The following is a 21,857-nucleotide window of genomic DNA, read 5'->3' on the forward strand; positions in this document are numbered from 1 at the left end:
GGACGCGCCGCCCGGGCTCGTCGGCGTACCGAAGTCAGGCTGTCGGCAGGCCCGTTGCGTACGCCGCGCGGCACGACGGCCCGCGGCGGCCGTCGTTCAGGCGCCGCGTCCCGCCGGGCCGCTCCACTCGTCCTCCAGCACCGAGTACGTCACCGAGTCCCGCCACGCACCGTTGACGAACACGTGCTCACGGATGCGGCCCTCCTGCGTCATGCCCGCCCGCAGCAGCGTCCTGGCCGACGCGGTGTTCAGCGGCGCCCGCGCGGCCCACAGCCGGTGCAGGCCCAACTCGTCGAAGGCCAGGGCGCACAGCAGGTGCACCGTCTCCGTGCCGAGGCCGGCGCCCCAGGTGTCGGGGCGCAGCGCGAAGCCGATCGTCGCCGCGCGCTGCTGGTGCGGGTCCAGCGCCAGCCGGGCGAACCCCACCACGTCGGCGGCGGCGCCGGCCCGCGTGACGGCGACGGCGTACTCCGAACGCGGCCGGGCCGCCGCCGAGGCGATCGACCGCGCGACGATCTCCTCGACCTGCCGCGGCGTGCGCGGTGCGAAACTCAGGTGCCGGGTCGCCTCGGCGTCGCCGTATATCGCGAGCACGGCCGCCGCGTCCTCGTCGGTGAACTCGCGCAACTGGAGCCGGGGTCCGGCGATGTCGACGGGATGCATGCGCCGGACCCTACCCGCCGCGGCGGCTACCTCGGCAGGGCGGCGGCCGGGGTCGCGGTGAACGCCTCGATCTCGCCGCGGACCGCGCGCGCCTCGGCCGCGTCGAGCCAGCGGGGGTCGCGCAGGGCGGTGTGGATCTGGCGGACCGAGGCGACGACACCGTTGATGCGCTGCTCGGCGGGCAGGTCCAGCACCGGCCGCAGCGCGTCCGCCACCCCGTCGAGCGTGCCGGCCCTGACCCGGGCGAGCGCGAGGTCGGTCTGGGAGCCGGCCTGGTCGCCGAAGGCCCACTCCTGCGGGGTGGCCTGCTCGTAGGCGGTCACCGCGGCCCGGGCGGCCCGCTCGGCGTCGGGCGCGTGCGGCAGCCAGGCCAGGGTGTCGGCGGCGTAGTACAGCCGGCGCGGTTCGGAGAACGTCATGATGCCGCTGAAGTCGTCGAGGTCGTCGCGGGTGACGGCGGCGCGGGCCTCCTCGGCGCGGTGGATCGAGGCGCGGGCGGTGTCGGCGTCCCCGAGGGCGGCGCTGGCGCGGGCGTGCAGGCCGGCCAGCCAGACGGCGGTCGTGCCGGTGGTGGGCATGCCGGTGCCCAGCGCCGCGTAGTGCGCGGCGTCCTGGTGGCGGCCGGCCCAGTAGGTGATGAGCGACTGGAGTCCGCGCACCCAGGCGCGCATCGCGGGGTGGTCGGCGTTGTCGGCGCAGACGTAGGCGGTCCTGGCCTGCGTCATGGCGGAGTAGGTGTCGCCCAGGTCGTGACTGGCCTTGGCGAGCATGCCGGAGGTGATCGCGGACAGCAGGTACAACTCCCGTGCCTGGCGCGGCTGGACGCGGCCCTGTTCCAGCAGCCGGAAGGACAGGTCCTGCATCTCGACCAGGTCACCGAGCAGGGTGGTCAGCGGTGTGCACGGGTAGGCGACGGTCAACCGCCGTACCTCCTGCTGGAGTTGGTCCAGCGTCTCGCGTCCGACACTGCTGCCTTCCGTCATCGCGCTGAATCGGAACGCACGACGAGCCGCCATGACGACCTGCCTTTCTATGGTGTCCCGGCCGGCGGCCTCGCCGGCCCGGGGACGGGCGGTGAACTCGGCACTGGACAGGGCGCGTCGGTCCACCGGCGGAACGACGTGCCGTAACGGTGTGACGGGTCGGGGCCGTGGTGGCGCCCGCCGGGCGGCGGGCGCCAGGAGCGCGTCGACCGGTTCGCCGAACATCGCCTCCAGCACCCGGCACAGCGCCGGATACGGCCGGGTCTTGATCTCACCGCCGTACCAGCGCTCGAACTGCCGCTTGGAGACGGTCAGTCCCTCCAGCGCGGGGTCGCCCTCGCGCTCGGCCAGTTCGTTCGCCGCGCGCTCGAACTGGCGCCGGAAGGTCTCGAACACCTGCCAGTGACGGCTGGTGACCAACGCCCGGAGCATGGTGGGTGGTTGAGCCATCGCGTCCCCCACAGTGGGTTGTGGATCAACTCGTCGAGCCCGACCGTAGTGCGAACCGCCCAGGTCAGGGCAGGTGATTCACCCTTCCGGCGGCAGACGGCGGTGCAGACGGCGTCACCATGACGGTACCCACGGCGGGCGGTCGTCCACCCCGGACGAAGACGTCGGCATCCGCGTCGTTGCGCCGCCCCTGACGAACCGTCACGCTCGAATCCGCATCTCCACGAAGCGATGAGGCGGTGATCCACCGTGCCGGACGAGGCCATCAGGACACGGCAGTCGAGCGGCACGCGGGCCGGCACGGGGCCCGCGCCGGCCGCCGCCCCCCGGCACCGCCGGCGCTCCTTCGCCCACCGCGGGGAGTCGGTCGCCGAGGCGCGGCGCTTCGCCGACGAGACGCTGGCCGGCTGGGGCGTGACCGACCGGCTGGACGACATGCGGCTGTGCCTGTCGGAGATCGCCACGAACGCGGTGGTCCACGTGGCGCCTCCGGCGGTCGGGGGGACTTCGGCGGTCGGGGCGGTCCCGGCGGTCGGGGGAGGCGGGGCGTCTTCAGTGGTCGGGGCGATCGGGGCGGGCGGGGTGGCCGGCTTCACCGTCACGTTGATCCGCGACGCCGCCGGCGTGCTGGTCGAGGTGCGCGACGCCGGTGACGGCCGACCGGTCCGGCACCGCCCCGGCGCGCAGGACACCTGCGGCCGCGGCCTGCTCCTGGTCGGCGCGCTCGCCGACGGCTGGGGCGTACGGCAGGACCCCGCCGGCAAGACGGTCTGGCTCCGCTTCGCGCTCGCTCCGGAGGGGTGAGCCTCCGGCGGGGTGGTCCTCCGGCGGGGTGGTCCTTCGGCGGGGTGGTCCTTCGGCGGGGTGGTCCTCCGGCGGAGGAACGGTTGGCGGCGGAGGCGGCGCGGTCGACGGAGGCATGTGGGCGGCACCGCGATCCCGGAGGCAGGCACGGTCGGCGGAGGAACGGTCGGCGGCGCGATCCGCGAGGATGGCGGTCATGGACGACCGCCCCGCTCCCGCACCGCCCGCCACCGCCGCCATGACGCTGCTCGTCGGCGCCGTCATCGTGCACGACCGGGAGCGCGAGCGCGTCCTGCTGCTGCGGCGGGGCGCCGGTGCGCGGTTCGCGGCCGGGCTGTGGGACCTGCCGTCCGGCAAGAGCGATCCCGGCGAACCGGTCACGACGACGGCCGTGCGGGAGCTGTACGAGGAGACCGGCGTCGTCGTGGCGCCGGAGTCGCTGCGGCTGGCGCACGTCATCCACGGCGCGTGGGGCGTGGAGTCGCCGAACGGCTTCCTGACCGTCGTCCTCGCCACCGACACGTGGACCGGCGAACCGGTCAACCGCGAACCGGGGAAACACGCACGGGTCGCATGGGTGCGCACCGACTCCGTCCCGGAGGAGTTCGTCCCCTCGACGGGCGCGGTCCTGCGGGAGTACCTCACCGGTGCGGACCCGGGGGTGCGTTTGCAGGGGTGGGACCGGCGGGGGTGAGGACCGCGGGGGTGGGACCGGCCGGGGTGACGTCGGCCGGGGTGACGTCGGCCGGGGTGACGTCGGCCGGGGTGACGTCGGCCGGGGTGGCCCGGGCCGGCAAGCACGGCGGCTACCGGCGCGGTCCGGCACCCGTGACGGTGCCGGGCGGCCGGTAGGCTCCGCGGCGAGCCGCCCGTACCGACCCCAAAAGGATCGTCCCTGTGCGCGACATCGCCGTCTTCAGTGGCAGTGCCCATCCGGAACTCGCGGCGGAGGTCTGCTCCCATCTGGGGGTGCCGCTGCACCCGGTGCGGGTCAGCCGGTTCGCCAACGACTGCCTGGAGGTGCAGCTCCAGGCGAACTGCCGCGAGCGCGACGTCTACCTGATCCAGCCGCTGGTCGCCCCGGTGCAGGAGAACCTCGTCGAGCTGCTGCTCATGCTGGACGCCGCGCGCGGCGCCTCCGCGGCCCGCACCACGGTCGTCATGCCGCACTACGCCTACGCCCGGTCCGACAAGAAGGACGCGCCGCGCATCTCCATCGGCGGCCGGCTGGTGGCCGACCTGATGGTGGCGGCGGGGGCCAGCCGGGTACTGGCGATGACGCTGCACTCCCCGCAGGTGCACGGCTTCTTCAGCGTCCCCGTCGACCACCTGCACGCGCTGCGCGAACTGGCGGCGCACTTCCGGCACTCCGACCTGTCCAACGCGGTCGTCGTCTCCCCCGACCTGGGCAACGCCAAGGAGGCCGCCGCGTTCGCCCGCATGCTGGGGGTGCCGGTGGCGGCCGGCGCCAAGCAGCGGTTCAGCGACGACCGGGTCAGCATCGCCTCGGTCATCGGCGAGGTCGCCGGGCGGGACGTCATCGTGCTGGACGACGAGATCGCCAAGGGCAGCACGGTCCTCGAACTCCTGGAACGCCTGCGGGAGTTGGGCGTCGCCTCGGTACGGGTGGCCTGCACGCACGGGTTGTTCTCCTCCGGTGCGCTGGGCCGGCTCGGCGCGCAGCCGGAGGTGCGGGAGATCGTCTGCACCAACACCGTGCCGGTGCCCGCCGACGACCGCACCGACAAGCTGACCGTGCTGTCGATCGCGCCGGCGCTGGCCGAGGCGATGCGCCGCATCCACAACGGCGAGTCGGTCAGCGCGCTGTTCGACGAGAACTGACCGGGCGATCCGGCCGCCCGGCGACCCGCGTTCGTCGCGTGGGCCTCCGGCGGGGACGAATCGTAGATGCCGCCCGGTGTGACCGGCCTCCACGAAGCAGCCCCGCACGGCCGTCCCCATCGCCGCCCCCGATCACCACTGTCAGCGTTCCGACCCCCGCCGCCCTCACCCCCGCCGCACCGGCCACCATCAGCACCCTCACCCCCGCCGCACCGGCCACCGGTGCCGTCGCCCTGCTCCGGCCCACCCGGCGCACCGCTCGGCGCGCGCCGGCCTCCGCCCGGTCCTGAGCACCCCTGACCATGGGATAAACTTCTTCTCGTCGGTGAGCGCCGCTAGCTCAACAGGCAGAGCAGCTGACTCTTAATCAGCGGGTTCGGGGTTCAAGTCCCTGGCGGCGCACCACACGGAAGGCCCCCCGGTTCACCGGGGGGCCTTCGTGCTGCCCGGTCCCTGCCCGGCCCGTCACCGCGCCAGCCGGCCCAGCAGGCTGGACGCCGCGGTGATGCCGGCGAGGGCGGCCACAAGCAGGACGCCGAAGTCGAGCAGCAGGTGGGCGTGGGTGCCCAGCAGCAGGCCGCGCAGCGCGTCGACCTCGTAGCTGAGCGGGTTGATGCGGCTGAGGACCTGGAGCCAGCCGGGCATCACCGCGACCGGGTAGAGGGCGTTCGACGCGAAGAACAACGGCATCGTGATCGCTTGTCCAATGCCCATCAGCCGGTCGCGGGTCAGCACGATGCCGGCGATCGACATCGACAGGCAGGAGAAGAACGCCGAGCCGAGGATGACGGCCACGACGACGCCGAGCAGCTTGAGCGGGTTCCAGGTCAGCGAGACGCCGAGGATCGCGGCGAGCACCACCACGACCACCGCCTGGATGACCGACTTCACCCCGGCCGCGAACGCCTTGCCGGTGATGAGCGCGGCCCGCGGGGTCGGGGTGACCAGGAGTTTCGTCAGGACGCCGGCGTCGCGTTCCCAGATGATCATGATGCCGTAGAAGATGGCGATGAACATCGCGGACTGCGCGATGATGCCCGGCGCCAGGTAGTCGAGGTACGGCACGCCGGGCGTCGGGATGGCGTGGATGCGGGTGAACGTCTCGCCGAAGATCAGCAGCCACAGCGCCGGCTGCACCGCCCGGGTGTACAGCTCGGTGCGGTCGTGGCGCAGCTTCTGGAGTTCGACCAGGCACATCGCCCAGGCCCGCGCGGCCGGCACCCGCCAGCCGGAACGGGGGGTGGGCGGGGTCAGCAGCAGGTCGAGCTGGTCGACGGGCCGGGCGGTGGTGGCGTCAGCCGACCCGGGTCGCGGTGCGGCGGGTGCTTCGGACACTGCGGAAATCCCCTCCCTCATCGCCGAGCCCACTGCCGGCGACGTCGCGGAAGACGTCCTCCAGGGTCGGCTCGGAGTCGTCGGCGCGGCGTTCGCGCAGGTCGGCCTTGAGTTCGCCGGGCGTGCCGAGCGCGCGGATACGGCCCCGGTGCATGAGCGCGACCCGGTCGCAGTACTGGTCGGCCTCGTCCATGTAGTGCGTGGTGACCAGCACCGTCATGCCGGTGGCCCGGCGGACCGCGTCGATGTGCTCCCAGACGCTGGTGCGCGCGATCGGGTCCAGGCCGATGGTCGGCTCGTCGAGCATCAGCAGGCGCGGCGCGCTGACCAGGGCCTGCGCGAGTTCGAGGCGGCGGACCATGCCACCGGAGTACGTCTTGGCCAGCCGGTCGGCGGACTCCAGCAGGTCCACCGCCTCCAGCGCCTGCTGGACCCGGGCGGCCCGTTCCTTACGGGAGACGTCGAAGACCCGGGCGAACAGCGTGACGTTCTCCCGCCCGGTGAGCCCGCCGTCGGCGGACAGCTGCTGGGGGACGTAGCCGAGCAGGCGGCGCACGGCCATCGCCTCCTTCGCCGCGTCGTGGCCGAAGACGGTGACCTTGCCGGACGGCACCGGCAGCAGCGTCGTCATGCAGCGGATCACGGTGGTCTTGCCGGCACCGTTCGGCCCGAGCAGCCCGAAGACCTCACCGGCGCCGACCCGCAGGTCGACCCGGTCGACGGCCCGGGTCTCCCCGAAGACGTACGACAGGCCCGCACAGACGACGGCGTCGGGCGAGCCGGGGGCGGGGCGCTCCGCGGGGGTGGCGGGGCGCTCCGCGGGGGTGGCGCCGGTACGGGTGGCGCCGGTACGGGTGGCGTCCGCGGCGGTCGGGGTGGCAGCGTCCGCACCGGTCGGGGTGAGGCTGCCGGGGTCGGCGCCGGCTTCCGTTTCCGCGCCGGTGGGGTTCCCGTTCGCGCCGCCGCCGGCGTTCTCGTTCGCGTTCGCGCCGCCGCCGGCGTTCCCGTTCACGCCCGCGCCGACGTCGGCGTTCGCGTCGGCGCGGGGGCGCTCTTCGTCGCTCATGTCCCCTCCACTTCCTCGTGCAGGCGCTGCGCGAGCCTGCGCAACGCGGGCAACGCGGCCGCCAGGAGCGCCTGGTCGGCGCCGGACATCGCGGCCACCTGGCGGGCGACGAGTTCGCCGCGCCGGGCACGCCAGTCGGCCAGCCGGGCCAGCCCGTCCGCCGTGGGGCGCAGCAGCGCGGAACGCCGGTCGCCCGGGTCGGTCCCGCGGCTCAGCAACCCGGCGGCGGTGAGCTGGTTGACCAGCGTCGAGACGGAGTTCCCGGCGAGGTACAGCTCCTTGGCCGCCGCCGAGACACCGATCCCCGGCCGTTCCGCGACCAGCGCCAGCAGCTCGGTCTGCGCGCCGCGCAGCCGGGGCCCGGCCACGTCGCGGCGAACCCGCCGCCGCACCAGCCGCTGAATGCCGGCCAGCACCTCCGCGAGCCCACTGGGAAGCTCCGCCGTCGTCACATCTTCACGTTAACTCTTTGTCCGAGGTAATGACCAGAGCTCCGCTGCCGGACCCCACCGGAGGCACGCCTCGGGACCGGGCACCGGGCTCCCACCTGCGGTGAAGCCGATGCGGCTCCCGGGCCTCCCCCTCAGCGGTGCGCCCCTCCAGGCCGCCGCTCTCCGGCAGCCACCGAGTACCCCGCAGGCCCTCGCCGCCGCGCACCCATTCCGCCGCCGCGTCCTCCCCGTTCCCCGACCCCTCCGGCGCTCCCCCATCCAACGTGGTACCGCACGCGGCCGAGTTGGGCGAGGCCCCTCCGCGCCGACGGCGGACCGCTCACCAGTGGGTCGGACGGTTCCCGGTGCCACGGTTTGCGCGCCGGAGGCACGACATGACACCTCCGGAGACGCGGCGACGCCCCGCCCGGAGTGTTCCGGGCGGGGCTGCCGTTCCACGCTTTGACGGTCGGGTTCCCTGGACCTGGAATCAGCCCTGGTCCAGCATCGCGTCCAGTTCGTCATCGACCGACCGGACACGGTGGCCGAGCTCCGGGAAGTCCACGTTCACCTGCTCCCACCCTCCTTCGCAGATGTCACCCACGCCGCTGCACGGCGCGTTCTCCGCGCGGTAACCGAACATCAGCTGTTTCCAGCCTCCTTCGCAGATGTCGCCCAGGCCACCACACGTCGCCCTCACCGCGCCCGGCCGCACGGGGCCTGCCGGGCCCCGCTCCCCCCTGGGTCCGGCCGGACCCGCGGGACCGGCCGGACCAGCCGGACCAACGCGTCCACGGCCTGCCGGACCGGCGGGGCCCATCGGGCCGCGTTCACCCCGGCCCACCGGACCGACCGGACCCATCGGGCCGCGTTCGCCCCGGCCCACCGGACCCGCCGGGCCCCGTTCGCCCCTACCGACCGGCCCCACCGGACCGCGAGGACCCCTCGGCCCCCGTTCACCCCGGCCCACCGGACCCACCGGACCGCGAGGGCCCCTCGGGCCGGGAGGGCCGTCATGGCCGTTTCTTCCCGGCAGCCCGGGGAGGCCGTGCCCGGGGTGCGGGATTCCCCCGTGGTGGTGCGGGATTCCCCCGTGGTGGTGCGGCATCCCGCCGTGGTGGTGGGGCATCCCGCCGTGATGACGCGGCTCACCGAAGTGGTGCGTCCCCGCGTGGTGGTGAACGCCTCCGTGGTGATGAGGCTCCCCGTAGTGGTGCGTCCCCTCGTGGTGGCGAGGCTCTCCGTAAGGGTGCGTCCCCTCGTGGTGAGGAACATCCCAGTGGGGGCGGGGCTCGCCGTCGTGACGGGTTCCCACGTGGTGGCTGTCATTGGCGGCGGCCGGGCCTTCGAACGCGGCGACGGCACCCGACAGCGCGACGAGGAGAGCAATCATGGCACCGCTGCCCCGCCTGACGGCGCGCTTGGAGCGCCGGGCATCGGAGGATTGGCCTTGGCGACGAGGGTTCATACGTTGCTCCAGTCCGCCGTTGATCGATTGGTTGATCCGATATTTCCTTAATGTTTTACAATCAGACGAACGCCTCGCCGGAATAATCACCGCAATGGACGCAAGCCCGCACGGAAATCTGATACGACGTGCGATTCCTTCGTATGCGAGGCATGAGAACACCTGCCTGCGCCGTTGCCCGGCGGGCAGGGCAGGGTGGGAAACGGTGGCAGCAGGGCGTTTCCCCCGGACCTCGCCCGGCAGGAGAACGCCGCCCACCATGCGGCCCTGAGGGGGCATCACCGCTCGCCCCGCCGCCCGGCCGCCCGGCCGCCCGGCCGCCCGGCCGCCCGGCCGCCCGGCCGCCCGCAGCGGAATCGCGTTGCGGGATTTCCGGGAACCGGCTGTTCACGGTGCACGGCTCCGTTTACCCTGCTTGCCCTGCTTTCCTCGCCGCACCGACCGCGATGAATTCCGCGCGAGTACCGGGGAATCCGCAATGGCATGAGCGCGTTGGGGGAATTCCGCACGGCAAGTCCCGTCCACGCGGACGCATATTGGTCACCCGGCCGGGCAACTGCCGTCCCCGTTACGCCCTTTCGGATATGCCGCAGCTCATCGCGACGAATACGGCCGGCGGATCACTCCTCCGCCTCCGCCCCCGCCTCCTCCTCGTCGGACGGTCCCTCCCCCGTCCTCGCGGCCAGCGTCACCCCGACGGCCACCGCCAGTGCGCAGATCACGCCGGCGCAGGGAACGGCGGCGCGGCCGGTGAACGTCACCGCCAGCACGGCGACCGACGTCACCGGCAGAACCGCCTGCTGGAGCGGGCCGCGCTTGTAGTGGCGGGCGTGCAGCAGCCAGAGGGTGAGCAGGTAGACGGCCGTGGGGACGGTCACCGCGGCGGAGGCGGCGGTGACGTCGAGCCGCGTGGCGCCGACCGCCTGCTCGACGGAGACCTCGATGCCGGCGCCGATCGCGGCGGCGGAGGCGAAGACGGCGTAGTGCCCGTAACCCCAGGGGATCGCCTGCCGGTTGGAGCGCAGGTGACCGTGGATCGGCACCGCGAAGTAGATCCACCAGGCAGCGAAGACGATGAGCAGTCCGCCGGCCGCGATCGGCAGCAGGCGGTCCAGCGCGTCGTGCTCGTCCAGCGCGGACTGCACCGCCAGCGTGGCCGCCGACACCGTCTCGCCCAGCACGATCAGGGTGAACAGCCCGTACCGTTCCGCGATGTGCTCCGGGTGCCAGGGGGTGGTGTGACCGCGTTCCGCCAGCAGCGGAACCGACAGTTCGGCGACGATCAGCACCACGAAGCAGACCGGCTGCCAGCGGCCGGCCGGCACCCACAGCAGGCCCACCCAGCCCAACTGGCACGCCACCACCCCGGCCGCGTAGACCAGCGCCGTCCGCCGCGCCGGACCGTTCGCGGCGCGAGCCGCCCGCAGCCACTGGAACGTCAGCGCCAGTCGCATGATCACGTAACCGATGACCGAGATCAGCCAGTCACTCCGGTCGAACGCGCTCGGCACCCCGGCCGCGAAGACCAGCACCCCGGCGATCTGCACCAGCGTCGCGACCCGGTACGGCACGTCGTCGGTGTCGTAGGCGGAGGCGAACCAGGAGAAGTTCATCCAGGCCCACCAGATCCCGAAGAACGTGAAGACGTAGCCGGCGGCCCCGTGCCCGGCGTGGTCCTCGGCCAGCGCGTGCACCAGCCGGGAGCCGGCCTGCGCCACGGCGACCACGAAGCACAGGTCGAACAGGAGCTCCAGCGGGGTGGCCGCCCGGTGCGGCTCGTCCCGGCGGCGGGGGGTCATGCGGCGCAGCGTCGAGGCGGTCATGCGGGCCACTCTCGACCACCGCACCCACCGGGAGCACCCCCGGCACGCCGCACCCGGCCGCCGGTCCGGTCTCCTCGAACCCGGCTCTCCGGAAAACCGTTGACTACTCGTTGACACTCACAACGGTATTCCGAACAGGCACACCGGTCCGCTGCCCGCCGCACGGACCCGACGCGATGACCGAGAGGCTCGAACCGGCACACCGGCCGGCTGCCCGCCGCTCGAAGGGCGCGTCAGGCGTCGGGGCCGACCAGGGGGATCAGGTCGGCGATGGAGTCGACGACGCGGGAGGGGCGGAACGGGAAGCGGTCGATCTCCTCCGGGCTGGTCAGGCCGGTGAGGACGAGGAACGTCTCCATGCCGGCCTCCAGACCGGCCTGCACGTCGGTGTCCATCCGGTCGCCGATCATGGCGGAGGTCTCGGAGTGCGCGCCGATGGCGTTCAGTCCGGCGCGCATCATCAGCGGGTTGGGCTTGCCGACGAAGTACGGGTCCTTGCCGGTGGCCTTGGTGATCAGCGCGGCGACCGAACCGGTGGCCGGCAGCGCGCCCTCCGCCGACGGGCCGGTGTGGTCGGGGTTGGTGGCGATGAACCGGGCGCCGTCGTTGATCAGCCGGATCGCCCGGGTCAGCGCCTCGAAGCTGTAGGTGCGGGTCTCGCCGAGCACCACGTAGTCGGGTTCGGCGTCGGTCAGCACGTATCCGATGTCGTGCAGCGCGGTGGTCAGCCCGGCCTCGCCGATGACGTAGGCGGTGCCGCCGGGGCGCTGTTCGTCGAGGAACCGGGCGGTGGCCAGCGCGGACGTCCAGATGTTGGCCACCGGGACGTCCAGGCCCATCCGGGCCAGCCGGGCGTGCAGGTCGCGCGGGGTGTAGATCGAGTTGTTGGTCAGCACCAGGAACGGCTTGCCCGACTCGCGCAGCCGGCGCAGGAACTCGTCCGCGCCCGGGATCGGTACGCCCTCGTGGGTCAGCACCCCGTCCATGTCGGTCAGCCAGGACTCGATCGGCTTGCGCTCGGGCACGGAGGGGTCTCCTTCGACGGCGGAACGCGGACGTGGTGACGGTCGCGCTCCCCAGCGTAGTACGGGACCGCCGGTCAGTCCCGGGGGCGCCGGGCTCCGACGACCAGCGCGGTGCCCAGCGCGATCAGGGCGGCCGCCGCCGCGCCGGTGGCGAACAGCGCGCCGTCCGGGCGGCCGGAGCCGGCGCCGGTGTCGGCCAGCGTCGGCGGTGCCGGGACGATGTCGAACGGGTAGTGGTTGGACTCCGCGACCCACGAGCCGTCCTGCCCGCGGCGCTGCATGGTGGTCGCCGACGCCACCACCCGGTCCGCCGGTGCGCTCGGCGCGAACCACAGCTGGAGGCGCACGGTGACCGTGGCACCGGCCGGGATCGTCAGGCCGGGACCGTTCTGGCCGCCGGGGATGCCGACGAACTCGCCGCGGTCCGTGCTCTCGAACGGCACCGCCCGCCAGTCGCCGCCGGGCGGCCGGTAGCGCAGGGTGAACTGGTCGCCGGTCAGCGTGCCGTCCCGGTCGACCAGGATGACCAAGGGGTGGACGTCCCGGCAGGCGCCGTCGGTGGTGTTGGTCAGGTCCAGCGCGAAGCCGTCCGCCTCCAGCCCCGGCGCGTACCCCGAAGGCCCGTCGTGCAGGCGGGAGTCGATGGGGAAGCCGCGGGCCGCCGGGTTCCCGCACACCGGCGCGCGATCGGCCGGCGGCGCGGCGGAGTTGCCCGGCGCCGGGGCGGCGGCGGTCAGCAGCGGAACGGTGGCGGCGATGACGGCGGTGGCGGCGAGGGCGAGGGCGCGGCGGGGGTGCATGGGCGGAACCTTCGGCGTCGGCGGTGCGGCGCCGGACCGGCCGGGCGGGCGGCACGGCGGGACCGGACGGACACACCGGACGGGATGGACACACCGAATGTCGCATCAGCCGATCATCACAACACCGCGCCGCTCCCTCAGCCCCCCGCGATCCCAGCCGAACAGCCCAACGAACCCCACCGCTCAGCCTCAAGTCCCCGGCCCGGACCCCGGACCCCGAACCCGGCCCCCGCACGCGGCGTGTCACCCCTCCGAGGACGGGACCGCCCGGAGGGGGCCGGGATCACTCTCCCGGCCCCACGTCACCGGCCGGAGCACCACCGGCCCTCACGCCACCGCCCGCCACTCCGCCGCCCGGAACGCCACCCGCCCGGAACGCCACCCCACCGGCCGACGCGCCACCCCCACCGGCAAACGCGCCACGCCCCACCCCTCCCCACTCAGCCGATCAACGCCCGTCCCCCCAGCGGCAGTTGCCCCGGAATCGCGGCCCACCAGGCGTGCAGCGCGTCCTGGTCCATCGCCGCCCAGTCGGGGGTGTCGAGGACCTGCGCGGTGCCCAGGCCGCGGCCGAGGGCCACCATCGCGCGGCCGATCGGGGCGCGGCGTACGTCGTAGGCGAGCAGGGCCGCGTCGAGGTCGTCGGTGCCGGACAGCGCGGCCTCCAGCGCGATCGCGTCCTGGAGGGCCTTCACCGCGCCGCCGCCGGTGTGCGGGCGCACGACGGCGGCCGCGTCCCCCGCCAGCGCGAGCCGGCCGGCGGCGAACGAGCCGGACTGGAGGTCGTAGATCGGCTGGACGAAGATCTCGGGCGCCGGGGTCAGCCGGACCAACTCGGCCCAGTAGGGCGGCAGTTCATCAATGAGGAGATCGAGGTGGGCCAGCAGGTCGGCGGTGACGGTGCCGGGCGGCAGGCTGGTGGGGTCGGCCGGGTCGAGCACGGCGGACGCCGGGGGCCGGGAGTACAGCGCCCAGTTGACGACCTGCTCGCCGCCGTCCCGGTCCGGGATGAGGAAGACCATCGCGTGGCCGCCGGGGAAGCCGATCATCGCCGCGTCCCCGTCGCGCCACCCGGTCTCGCGCGGCGGCATCAGCCGGGCCGGCGCGATCCCGCGCCACAGCAGGTAGCCGGCCCACTGCGGCCGTACGCCGGGGAACATCGCCTCGCGCACCACCGACCGGTAGCCGTCGGCGCCGACCACCAGGTCGAACCGTTCGGCCGTGCCGTCGGCGAGCGCCACCCGGGCGCCGTCCGTGCCGGCGGTGACCGCGGCGACCGGGGTGTCGCGGCGGTAGTCCACCCGCTCCGGCACCCGGTCGCGCAACGCCCGCCACAGCAAACCCCAGTTGTAGGCGCGGAAGGAGAACTCCATCGCACCGACCGCCCGGCCGGTGCGGCTGCCGTCCGCGGTGAACCAGGCGCGCCGGTCCAGCCGTACGTACTGCGCGTCGTCGCCGAGGTAGCCGGCGCCGGCCAGTTCCTCGTAGAGGTCGGCGCGCACCCCGACCCCCACCCCGCGGTCCTCCAGCCGGCCGGGGGTGCGTTCGAAGACGACCACCTCCGCCGCGCCCGCCCGGTGCGCCGCCATGGCCACCGCACATCCCGCGATGCTGCCGCCGACCACCGCGACCCGTCCGCCCCGCATGTCCCGCCCCCTGAACCGTCCTCGTGGCCGCGCCCGCCGGACGGCCCTGACCGCCCGGCCCCGCGGCCGCCTTGCCGACGCCGGGGAGCCCCGGCGCCCCGGGCGGCCCCCACCACCCGAAGATCACGAACTCCCCGAAAGCCCGTCAGCCTGACAGAGAGTCAAGCGTTGACCAAATCCTGCCGCTGGCGGCCGAGTTGCTCGATCTCCAGCTCCACCACGTCGCCCGCCCGCAGGAACGGCCGGGGCTCCGGCCGCCCCCACGCCACCCCGGCCGGCGTACCGGTGTTGATGACGTCGCCGGGGCGCAGCGTCATGAACCGGCTGATGTACCGCACCACTTCGGCGACCGGGAAGATCTGGTCGGCGGTGCGGCCGTCCTGCATGAGGGTGCCGTTGACCCAGGTGCGCAGCCGCAGCGCCTGCGGGTCGGGGATCTCGTCGGCGGTGACCAGCCAGGGGCCGAGCGGGTTGAACGTCTCGCAGTTCTTGCCCTTGTCCCACTGGCCGCCGCGTTCGTTCTGGAACGCGCGTTCGCTGACGTCGTGCGACAGCGCGTAGCCGGCGACGGCCGCCATCGCCTCGGCGTGCGAGTCCAGGTAGCGGGCGGTGCGGCCGATGACGACGGCCAGTTCGCACTCCCAGTCGGTCTTGACCGACCCGCGCGGCACCAGGACGGTGTCGTGCGGGCCGACCACGGTGTCCGGCGCCTTCATGAACAGCACCGGTTCCGCCGGCGCGGCGGCCCCGACCTCGGCCGCGTGGTCGTGGTAGTTCAGCCCGACGCAGACGATCTTGCCGATCCGGGCCAGCGGCGGCCCGACCCGTTCGGCGGCGTCCAGCACGGGCAGCGTGCCGGACGCGGCGGCCTCGCGCAGCCGGGCGAGCGCGGCGTCGTCCGCCAGCAGGCCGCCGTCGATGTCGGCGACCAGGCCGGACAGGTCACGCCGGGTGCCGCCGGCGTCCAGCAACGCCGGCCGCTCCGCACCGGCCGGTCCGACACGCAGCAGCTTCATGCGGGCTCCCTCGTCCGGCTCACCGGCTCATCCGGTTCGCCTTCACGTTCACGTTCATATGCATGTTCACGGTCGCGGTCGCGTCCGGCGGCGTGGGACGGCCGGACGGCCACCTCCATGATCCCCCGCGGACCGCGGCGCCGGCGTCCGCCACGGCCCGGCACCCGGCCTCACCCGCCGACCAGCCGGGAGACCGCGTAGATCACCAGCCCGGCCAGCGCGCCGACCACCGTGCCGTTGATCCGGATGAACTGGAGGTCGCGGCCGACGTGTGCCTCGATCTTGCGGGAGGTCTGCTCGGCGTCCCAGCCGGCCACCGTTTCCGAGATCAACGAGGTGATCTCGTCGCGGTAGGTGGTGACCACGTAGACCGCGGCCTCCTCCACCCAGCCGTCGACCTTGGCGCGCAGCGCCGGGTCGGCGGCCATCCGGGCGCCGAGGCCCAGCAGCGAGGCCCGCACCCGCAGCCGCAGTTGGCTGCGGTCGTCGTCGGCGGCGCTGACCACGGTCGAACGCACCGCGTTCCAGGTGGAGTTGATCAGGTCCTGCACCTCGTCGCGGGCCAGCAGGTCGCGCTTGAGGCGTTCCACCCGCTCGCGGGTGTCGGGGTCGGTGCGCAACTCGCCGGCGAAGTCGCCGAGGAAGCGGTCCAGCGCCTGCCGGGCCGGGTGCTGGGGCATGTCGCGCATCTCGCGGACGAAGCGCACGAGTTCGCGGTAGACGCGTTCGCCGATGCGGCGGTCCACGAACCGCGGGGTCCAGCCGGGGGCGCCGCCCTGCACGGCGTGCATGACGGAGTCGTCGTGCGCCACCAGCCAGTCGTAGCCGCGGGCGCACACCAGGTCGACGATCCGGTGGTGGCCGCCGTCGGTGACGATCCGCTCCAGCGTCCGGCCCAGGCCCGGCGCGATCTCCACGCCCTCCGCACGCCGGGTGATCGCCTCGCCGACCACCGCCCGTACGTCGGAGTCGCGCATGACGGTCAGCGCGCCGCGCAGCGCGGCCGCCGCCTGCTCGGTGACCCGGTCGGCGTGGTCGGGCTCGGCCAGCCACGCGCCGGCCCGCGCGCCGATGCCGACCGCCCGCAGCCGGGTGCGGACCACCTGGGCGGACAGGAAGTTCTCGCCGACGAAGTCGCCCAGCGAGCGGCCCAGCACGTCCTTCTTCGTCGGGATGATCGCGGTGTGCGGGATCGGCAGCCCCAGCGGCCGCTTGAACAGCGCGGTCACCGCGAACCAGTCGGCCAGCGCGCCGACCATGCCCGCCTCCGCGGCGGCCGCCACGTAGCCGCTCCAGGCGCCGGCGCCGGAGGCTCCGGCCCACTTCGCCAGCGCGTAGACCACGGTCGCGGTCAGCAGGAACCCGGTCGCGATCAGCTTCATCCGCCGCACGCCACGCCGCCGTTCCTCGTCGGCCGCGGTCAGCGCCATCCCCCGCCCGAACCGGTTCCCCGCGGGGGCGGCCGGCGCGCCCGGCTCCGGGTCGGGTGGGCCGCCGGGGCCGGGGTCCGAGGACGGCGAGCTGTCCGGGGCCGGATCGGGCGACGTACCGCCCGGGCCCGAGGACGGCGTACCGCCCGAAGCCGAAGCCGACGCCTGCCGCGCGCCGCCCGGGTCCGAAGCCGAAGCCGACCGCGTGCCCCCTGAAGCCGACGACGCACCACCGCCCGGTCGTGGGTCGCGCCCGGCGTCCCGTGCGCCGCCGGCCTTCCGTGGGTCGTGCCCGGCCTTCCGTGCGCCGCCGGGGCCGGTGGCCCCTGGTTCCGCGTCCGTCACCGCGTTCCTCCGTTCACCGTGCCCCGGAGTGACCGGGCGCGTACCATCCGTCGATCGTCGCGGGACCGGCCGGACTCCGGGGTGACGAAATGATCACCATCCGGCCCGGAAAGATCACCATCCGGAAAAATATCCCTTCGATTCCCCGAACGGGGGAACGAACCGGCCCCCGCCGCCGTCTTCATCGCCGGAGACCGTGATGAAGCCGGCGAAGAAGCCGGTGACGAAGCCCCTGACACAGGCCATGACGCAGACCGTGACGCAGACGATGACGACCGGCGATGCCGGCGACACCAGTGACGATGTCGCCGAGCCGGGCCACCGGGCGGACCCCGCACGGTCCATGGGATCATGGCAACCGGCCCGGACCGGTGGGCGGGGAGCCCTGGTAACTCCCTGATTCCGACCCCGAGAATCCCTGAGCGGTGCGTCGCGGCACAGCCCGAGCGCGTTTTCCCGCTCAACGGGATCCACCGGTTCCGTCCGCTCGAACACCCGAGGAGAAGGCGCCGCATGACCCGCACGTCCGGTTATGCCCTGCTCGCCGCCGTGACGGCGGCCGTCGTCGCGATCTGCGCCGCCATCGTGCTGGGCGTCGGCACCGGCGGCGGCGCCGCCGTCGAGGCGGCCCGGCCGCACACCTCCGCCACCGCGGCCACCGGCGCCGCGCCCGCGGAACCCGCCGACTCCGGCGACTGGGTCGGCACCTGGGCCACCGCGCCCACCGCCGCCGAACCCGGCACCCCGAACGGCCTGCCCGGCCTGTCGGTGCGCAACGTGGTGCACGCCTCCGCCGGTGGCACCGCCGCCCGGGTCGTGCTGTCCAACCTGTTCGGCACCGTGCCGCTGGTCCTCACCCACGTCACGCTCGGCGTGGCGGCCGGCCCCGGCGACCCGGACGCAGTGCCCGGCGCCATCACCACCCTCACCTTCGGCGGCCGGGACGCCATCAGCATCCCCATCGGGCACGACGTCACCTCCGACGCCGTGCGGCTGCGGGTGCCCGCCGAGTCCGACCTGCTGATCAGCACCTACACCCCGTACGCCTCGGGCCCGGTCACCTTCCACCCGCACGCCCGGCAGACCTCCTACGTCGCGCGCGGCGACCACACCGGCGACACCGACGGCACCGCGTTCACCGGCCAGGACCCGTACTGGCGGTACGTCACCGGCGTCGACGTGTGGACCGACGACGCACGCGGCTCGGTCGTCACGCTGGGCGACTCCATCACCGACGGCATGACGTCCACCATGGGCGCCAACCACCGCTGGCCCGACTACCTCGCCGAACGCCTCCAGGCCAGCCGGAACGGCCCGCGCCTCGGCGTCCTCAACGAGGGCATCAGCGGCAACCGGCTGCTGACGAACGCGCCGGCCGGCACCCTGTGGGGACCTAACACGCTGTCGCGGCTGGACCGTGACGCGCTGTCGGCCCCCGGGGTGCGCACGCTGGTCGTCGACATCGGCATCAACGACATCCTGGAAGCCCCGCAGCGCAGCACCGCCGCCCAGATCGTCGCCGGTCTGCGGCAGATCACCCGGGAGGCGCACGCGCACGGCGTCCGGGTGGTCGGCGCCACCCTCACCCCGTTCGGCGGCCACGTCGGCTGGACCGCGCGGCTGAACCTGGAACGCGAACAGGTCAACGCCGCCATCCGGGCCGGCCACGTCTACGACGCCTACGTCGACTTCGACCAGGCGCTGCGCGATCCGGCCGCCCCGTACCGCCTGCTGCCGCGCTACGACTCCGGCGACCACCTGCACCCCAGCGACGCCGGCTACCGCGCCATGGCCGACGCCGTCCCGCTGCCCCTGCTGACCGGCCCCGCCCCGGCCGGCGTCTGACCCACCCCGGGCCCGGCACCGCGGGGCACCTCCGATCCACCGCACCGTCGGCCCGCTCACCGCTCCGCGCCAGCCGCGCCGCCGAGCCGCCGCACCGCCCATCCACCGCACCGCCGGCCGGAACACCGTCCGCCGGCCCGCGTTCACAGCGACGCCCGGTCCCCGTACAGCCGGGCGATGACCTCCTCGATGGCCGGTTCGCGGACCGACAGGTCCACCAGGGGGTACCGGGCGGCGACCTCGGCGACCAGGGGTGCGGCGCTGGCCGAGGCGGGGAAGGACAGCCACTGGCGGGGGCCCTCGACGCGGACGGTGCGGGCGCCGGGGACGTCGACGGCGGGCAGTTCGCGGGCGAAGTCGACCACCAGGACGCGTTCGCTGGCGCCCACCGCGTGCAGGCCGGCCAGGTCGCCGTCGTGCACCAGGCGGCCGTGGTCGATGACCATCACCCGTTCGCACAACTGCTCGATGTCGGTGAGGTCGTGCGTGGTCAGCAGTACCGTCGTGGCACCGGCCGCCTTCACCTCCGCCAGGAACTGCCGCACCTTCGCCTTGCTGATGACGTCCAGACCGATGGTCGGCTCGTCGAGGTAGAGCACCTCCGGGTCGTGCAGCAGTGCCGCCGCGATGTCGCCGCGCATCCGCTGGCCCAGCGACAGCTGACGCACCGGCACCTCCAGCAGCGGCCCGAGGTCCAGCAGGTCCACGCAGCGGTCCAGGTTGGCGCGGAACCGGGCCGGCTCCACCCGGTACATGCGGCGCACCAGGTCGTAGGAGTCGCGCAGCGGCAGGTCCCACCACAGCGTGGTGCGCTGCCCGAAGACCACGCCGATGCGCCGCGCCAGCCGGGTCCGCTCCCGCGACGGATCGATCCCGGCCACCCGCACGCTGCCCCCGCTGGGCACCAGGATGCCGGTGAGCATCTTGATCGTGGTGGACTTGCCCGCGCCGTTCGGCCCGATGTAGCCCACCGTCTCGCCCCGGGCGACCTCGAAGGAGATCCCGTCGACCGCCCGCACCTCCCGCCGCTCCCGGCGCAGCAGCCCGGTCCTGCGGTACACGTCGAAGACCTTGCACACCCCGTCCAGCCGGATCACCGCGTCACCGGTGCCCCCGGTGCCGTCACGTACCTCGGTACGACCCATCATCAGCTCCCCGTGCTCCGGTACGACCGCAGACCCGCCTGCCACGCCACCGCGGCCGCCGCGCACACCGCGGCGGCCACCAGCGGCGACACCCAGTCCACCCACCGCGGCAGCCCCAGCGGCTGGGGCGTGCCCAGGATCAGCGTGGCGGGCAGCCAGTTGACGAAGGCGAGCGGAACGACGAACGTCGCCCCGCGCACCAGTTCCTTCGCGAACACCGTCGGCGGGTACTGCGTCAGCGCGTTGCCGCCGTAGGTGAACGAGTTCTGCACCTCCGAGGCGTCCCCGAAGCGGAACTGGAACGCCGCGCCCAGGGTGAAGACCGCCGAGAAGATCGCCGCGCCGCTGACCAGCATCACCGGCAGCAGCAGCACCGTGCCCGGTGTCCACGCCACGTCCAGCCGCGACAGCGACCAGGCCAGCACCAGCGCCGCCTGACTGACCCGGCCCAGCCGCCGCAGCGCGAACCGGTCCGCCGCGACCTGCACGAACACCGGCACCGGCCGCACCAGCATGGCGTCCAGCGTGCCGTCGCGTACCCGCTGGCCCAGCCCGTCCATGCTGCCCAGCAGCAGGTCCGCCAGTCCGATCGCCATCCCCGAGGTGCCGTACAGGAACGCGGTCTGCGCCAGCGAGAAACCGCCCAGCCGGGTGGTGTGCCCGAAGATGATCGCCACCGCCGCGAAGTCCAGCGCCGTCAACGCACCGTTGCCGAACGTCATCATCACGAAGGACAACCGGTACGCCAGCGCCGAACGCGTCCACATCCCGACGATCAGGCCGTACGCCCGCAGCCCGTCCGCCGGCCGCCGCCACGCCGGCTCCTCCGGCGGCACCGGCTCCCCCGGCGGAAACGGCCGCACCGGCCGCCCCGCCCGCGGCACCCCCGCGTCAGCCACCCTGGACCACCACCTTGCGCGTCGCCACCGACTGCATCAGCCGCCCGGCGCCCAGCAGCACCGCCGCCCACGCCGCCTGGAACGCCAGCCGGCCCAGCACCCCGGCCGCACCGCCCGCCCGGCCCAGGAAGACGTCGGCCGGCACCTGGAGCAGCGCCGACCACGGCAGCACCCGCGCCGCCGTCCCCAGCGCGCCGGGGAAGACGGTCAGCGGCAGCACCATCCCGGAGAAGAACAACGCCACCAGGTTCGACAGGATCACCACCCCGGCGCCGTCCAGCAGCCAGAACGCGACCAGCGCCACCAGGTACCGCACCGCGAAACTCACCACCACCCCCAGCGCCACCGCCACCAGGAACGCCAGCCACACCAGCGGCGACGACGGCCACGCCAGCGGGAACAGCAGCGCCGCCACCGCCATCGGCAGCACCCCGCGCCCCACGACCTGGAACGCCGCCCGGCCCAGGTCCGTCGCCAGCCACCACCCCTGAAGGTCCACCGGGCGGTACAGGTCGATCGCCACGTCACCCGTACGGATGCGGTTGATCAGCTCCGTCTCGCACCCGCCGCCCATCAGCGCCGTCGTCGTCAGCAGCGCCTGGCCCAGCCAGACGAACGTCACCGCCTGCGTCTCGTCGTAACCGCCCAGATGCGGCCGCACCCGCCACAGCGCGATGTAGGTGTACGCCATGATCATGCCGAAGACGGCATTGGTGAACACCCCCGCCAGCGTCGCCACCCGGTACGTCGCGTACCGCCGGAAGCCGCCCGCGAGCACGGCTCGGTACACCCCCACGCCATGCCCCTCCGTCCCCCGGAACCCTCGCCGGAACCCGCTTCG

General features: G+C 74.0%; 22 protein-coding genes and 1 tRNA gene. 7 read left to right on the plus strand and 16 right to left on the minus strand.

What is annotated here, in order from left to right; translation table 11 throughout:
* Positions 1-96: 96 nt before the first annotated feature.
* A complete protein-coding gene (locus tag POF43_RS29320; RefSeq protein ID WP_271318274.1) occupies positions 97-663 on the minus strand; it encodes a GNAT family N-acetyltransferase in 567 nt (188 codons plus the stop codon).
* A gap of 26 nt (positions 664-689) precedes the next feature.
* On the minus strand, positions 690-2,066 hold the full coding sequence (locus POF43_RS29325; protein ID WP_271318275.1) for an NsdA family TPR-like regulatory protein: 1,377 nt from the start codon (positions 2,064-2,066) through the stop codon (positions 690-692).
* Between the two features lie 279 nt (positions 2,067-2,345).
* On the opposite strand from POF43_RS29325, the gene POF43_RS29330 reads away from it, so the two are divergent.
* The 5 genes from POF43_RS29330 (at position 2,346) to POF43_RS29350 (ending at position 5,147) form a co-directional block, all read left to right on the plus strand.
* Positions 2,346-2,900, plus strand: coding sequence for an ATP-binding protein (locus POF43_RS29330; RefSeq protein ID WP_282704847.1), 555 nt, complete (start codon positions 2,346-2,348; stop codon positions 2,898-2,900).
* A 196-nt stretch (positions 2,901-3,096) separates the two neighbouring features.
* The gene (locus POF43_RS29335) at positions 3,097-3,594 is read left to right on the plus strand and encodes an NUDIX domain-containing protein (protein ID WP_372516150.1); all 498 of its coding nucleotides are present in this window, start codon (positions 3,097-3,099) and stop codon (positions 3,592-3,594) included.
* 11 nt (positions 3,595-3,605) lie between these two features.
* Positions 3,606-3,752 (plus strand): hypothetical protein, encoded by a 147-nt coding sequence (locus POF43_RS29340; protein ID WP_282704849.1) that lies wholly within the window; start codon positions 3,606-3,608, stop codon positions 3,750-3,752.
* A gap of 45 nt (positions 3,753-3,797) precedes the next feature.
* Positions 3,798-4,742: a ribose-phosphate diphosphokinase gene (locus POF43_RS29345; protein WP_271318739.1), complete on the plus strand. Its 945-nt coding sequence runs from the start codon at positions 3,798-3,800 to the stop codon at positions 4,740-4,742.
* 329 nt (positions 4,743-5,071) lie between these two features.
* Positions 5,072-5,147, plus strand: a tRNA-Lys gene (locus tag POF43_RS29350).
* Between the two features lie 60 nt (positions 5,148-5,207).
* Here the strand turns inward: POF43_RS29350 and POF43_RS29355 are convergent.
* The 4 genes from POF43_RS29355 to POF43_RS29370 all read right to left on the minus strand — a co-directional run bounded on the left by POF43_RS29355 (position 5,208) and on the right by POF43_RS29370 (position 8,217).
* The gene (locus tag POF43_RS29355) at positions 5,208-6,077 is read right to left on the minus strand and encodes an ABC transporter permease (protein ID WP_271318207.1); all 870 of its coding nucleotides are present in this window, start codon (positions 6,075-6,077) and stop codon (positions 5,208-5,210) included.
* Positions 6,037-6,828 (minus strand): ATP-binding cassette domain-containing protein, encoded by a 792-nt coding sequence (locus POF43_RS29360; protein WP_282704854.1) that lies wholly within the window; start codon positions 6,826-6,828, stop codon positions 6,037-6,039. Before POF43_RS29360 ends, POF43_RS29355 begins: the two co-directional genes overlap by 41 nt.
* A 311-nt stretch (positions 6,829-7,139) precedes the next feature.
* Complete coding sequence (locus POF43_RS29365) at positions 7,140-7,595, minus strand: MarR family winged helix-turn-helix transcriptional regulator (RefSeq protein ID WP_271318208.1); 456 nt, start codon at positions 7,593-7,595, stop codon at positions 7,140-7,142.
* A gap of 469 nt (positions 7,596-8,064) precedes the next feature.
* The gene (locus tag POF43_RS29370; RefSeq protein ID WP_271325852.1) at positions 8,065-8,217 is read right to left on the minus strand and encodes a hypothetical protein; all 153 of its coding nucleotides are present in this window, start codon (positions 8,215-8,217) and stop codon (positions 8,065-8,067) included.
* Between the two features lie 495 nt (positions 8,218-8,712).
* On the opposite strand from POF43_RS29370, the gene POF43_RS29375 reads away from it, so the two are divergent.
* Complete coding sequence (locus POF43_RS29375; RefSeq protein WP_271325853.1) at positions 8,713-9,093, plus strand: hypothetical protein; 381 nt, start codon at positions 8,713-8,715, stop codon at positions 9,091-9,093.
* A gap of 569 nt (positions 9,094-9,662) precedes the next feature.
* On the opposite strand, the gene POF43_RS29380 is transcribed toward POF43_RS29375, so the two are convergent.
* The 7 genes from POF43_RS29380 to POF43_RS29410 form a co-directional block, all read right to left on the minus strand.
* Positions 9,663-10,865, minus strand: coding sequence for a low temperature requirement protein A (locus POF43_RS29380; protein ID WP_282704850.1), 1,203 nt, complete (start codon positions 10,863-10,865; stop codon positions 9,663-9,665).
* A gap of 233 nt (positions 10,866-11,098) precedes the next feature.
* A complete protein-coding gene (locus POF43_RS29385; protein ID WP_271317274.1) occupies positions 11,099-11,890 on the minus strand; it encodes an HAD-IIA family hydrolase in 792 nt (263 codons plus the stop codon).
* A 74-nt stretch (positions 11,891-11,964) separates the two neighbouring features.
* On the minus strand, positions 11,965-12,690 hold the full coding sequence (locus POF43_RS29390; protein ID WP_271324174.1) for a hypothetical protein: 726 nt from the start codon (positions 12,688-12,690) through the stop codon (positions 11,965-11,967).
* Positions 12,691-13,130: 440 nt separating this feature from the next.
* On the minus strand, positions 13,131-14,336 hold the full coding sequence (locus POF43_RS29395; RefSeq protein ID WP_282704851.1) for an FAD-dependent monooxygenase: 1,206 nt from the start codon (positions 14,334-14,336) through the stop codon (positions 13,131-13,133).
* Between the two features lie 161 nt (positions 14,337-14,497).
* On the minus strand, positions 14,498-15,352 hold the full coding sequence (locus tag POF43_RS29400) for a fumarylacetoacetate hydrolase family protein (protein WP_271316254.1): 855 nt from the start codon (positions 15,350-15,352) through the stop codon (positions 14,498-14,500).
* 170 nt (positions 15,353-15,522) lie between these two features.
* Complete coding sequence (locus POF43_RS29405; protein ID WP_372516151.1) at positions 15,523-17,127, minus strand: DUF445 domain-containing protein; 1,605 nt, start codon at positions 17,125-17,127, stop codon at positions 15,523-15,525.
* A gap of 114 nt (positions 17,128-17,241) precedes the next feature.
* Entirely contained in the window at positions 17,242-17,472 is a 231-nt protein-coding gene (locus POF43_RS29410) for a hypothetical protein (protein ID WP_282704852.1), read from the minus strand.
* 168 nt (positions 17,473-17,640) lie between these two features.
* On the opposite strand from POF43_RS29410, the gene POF43_RS29415 reads away from it, so the two are divergent.
* On the plus strand, positions 17,641-18,972 hold the full coding sequence (locus POF43_RS29415) for an SGNH/GDSL hydrolase family protein (RefSeq protein WP_271316257.1): 1,332 nt from the start codon (positions 17,641-17,643) through the stop codon (positions 18,970-18,972).
* A gap of 143 nt (positions 18,973-19,115) precedes the next feature.
* Here the strand turns inward: POF43_RS29415 and POF43_RS29420 are convergent, their stop codons facing one another.
* The 3 genes from POF43_RS29420 to POF43_RS29430 all read right to left on the minus strand — a co-directional run bounded on the left by POF43_RS29420 (position 19,116) and on the right by POF43_RS29430 (position 21,812).
* Positions 19,116-20,120, minus strand: coding sequence for an ABC transporter ATP-binding protein (locus tag POF43_RS29420; protein WP_271324427.1), 1,005 nt, complete (start codon positions 20,118-20,120; stop codon positions 19,116-19,118).
* Positions 20,120-20,884 carry an ABC transporter permease gene (locus tag POF43_RS29425; protein WP_271324428.1) on the minus strand — a complete coding sequence of 255 codons (765 nt, stop codon included), beginning with the start codon at positions 20,882-20,884 and terminating at the stop codon, positions 20,120-20,122. Before POF43_RS29425 ends, POF43_RS29420 begins: the two co-directional genes overlap by 1 nt.
* Before the next feature lie 124 nt (positions 20,885-21,008).
* Entirely contained in the window at positions 21,009-21,812 is an 804-nt protein-coding gene (locus POF43_RS29430) for an ABC transporter permease (RefSeq protein WP_271316258.1), read from the minus strand.
* Positions 21,813-21,857 lie beyond the last annotated feature (45 nt).

It is taken from the genome of Streptantibioticus silvisoli (genome assembly GCF_027947535.2).
Lineage (GTDB): Bacteria > Actinomycetota > Actinomycetes > Streptomycetales > Streptomycetaceae > Streptantibioticus_C > Streptantibioticus_C silvisoli.

Bases quoted from the DNA above. Each gene is read 5' to 3' on its own strand.
- POF43_RS29395 (WP_282704851.1), bottom strand. From the start codon at position 14,336: ATGCGGGGCGGACGGGTCGCGGTGGTCGGCGGCAGCATCGCGGGATGT.
- POF43_RS29335 (WP_372516150.1), top strand. From the start codon at position 3,097: ATGGACGACCGCCCCGCTCCCGCACCGCCCGCCACCGCCGCCATGACG.
- POF43_RS29375 (WP_271325853.1), top strand. From the start codon at position 8,713: ATGACGCGGCTCACCGAAGTGGTGCGTCCCCGCGTGGTGGTGAACGCC.
- POF43_RS29400 (WP_271316254.1), bottom strand. From the start codon at position 15,352: ATGAAGCTGCTGCGTGTCGGACCGGCCGGTGCGGAGCGGCCGGCGTTG.
- POF43_RS29320 (WP_271318274.1), bottom strand. From the start codon at position 663: ATGCATCCCGTCGACATCGCCGGACCCCGGCTCCAGTTGCGCGAGTTC.
- POF43_RS29425 (WP_271324428.1), bottom strand. From the start codon at position 20,884: ATGTGGACGCGTTCGGCGCTGGCGTACCGGTTGTCCTTCGTGATGATG.
- POF43_RS29390 (WP_271324174.1), bottom strand. From the start codon at position 12,690: ATGCACCCCCGCCGCGCCCTCGCCCTCGCCGCCACCGCCGTCATCGCC.
- POF43_RS29415 (WP_271316257.1), top strand. From the start codon at position 17,641: ATGACCCGCACGTCCGGTTATGCCCTGCTCGCCGCCGTGACGGCGGCC.
- POF43_RS29410 (WP_282704852.1), bottom strand. From the start codon at position 17,472: ATGGACCGTGCGGGGTCCGCCCGGTGGCCCGGCTCGGCGACATCGTCA.
- POF43_RS29370 (WP_271325852.1), bottom strand. From the start codon at position 8,217: ATGTTCGGTTACCGCGCGGAGAACGCGCCGTGCAGCGGCGTGGGTGAC.
- POF43_RS29420 (WP_271324427.1), bottom strand. From the start codon at position 20,120: ATGATGGGTCGTACCGAGGTACGTGACGGCACCGGGGGCACCGGTGAC.
- POF43_RS29380 (WP_282704850.1), bottom strand. From the start codon at position 10,865: ATGACCGCCTCGACGCTGCGCCGCATGACCCCCCGCCGCCGGGACGAG.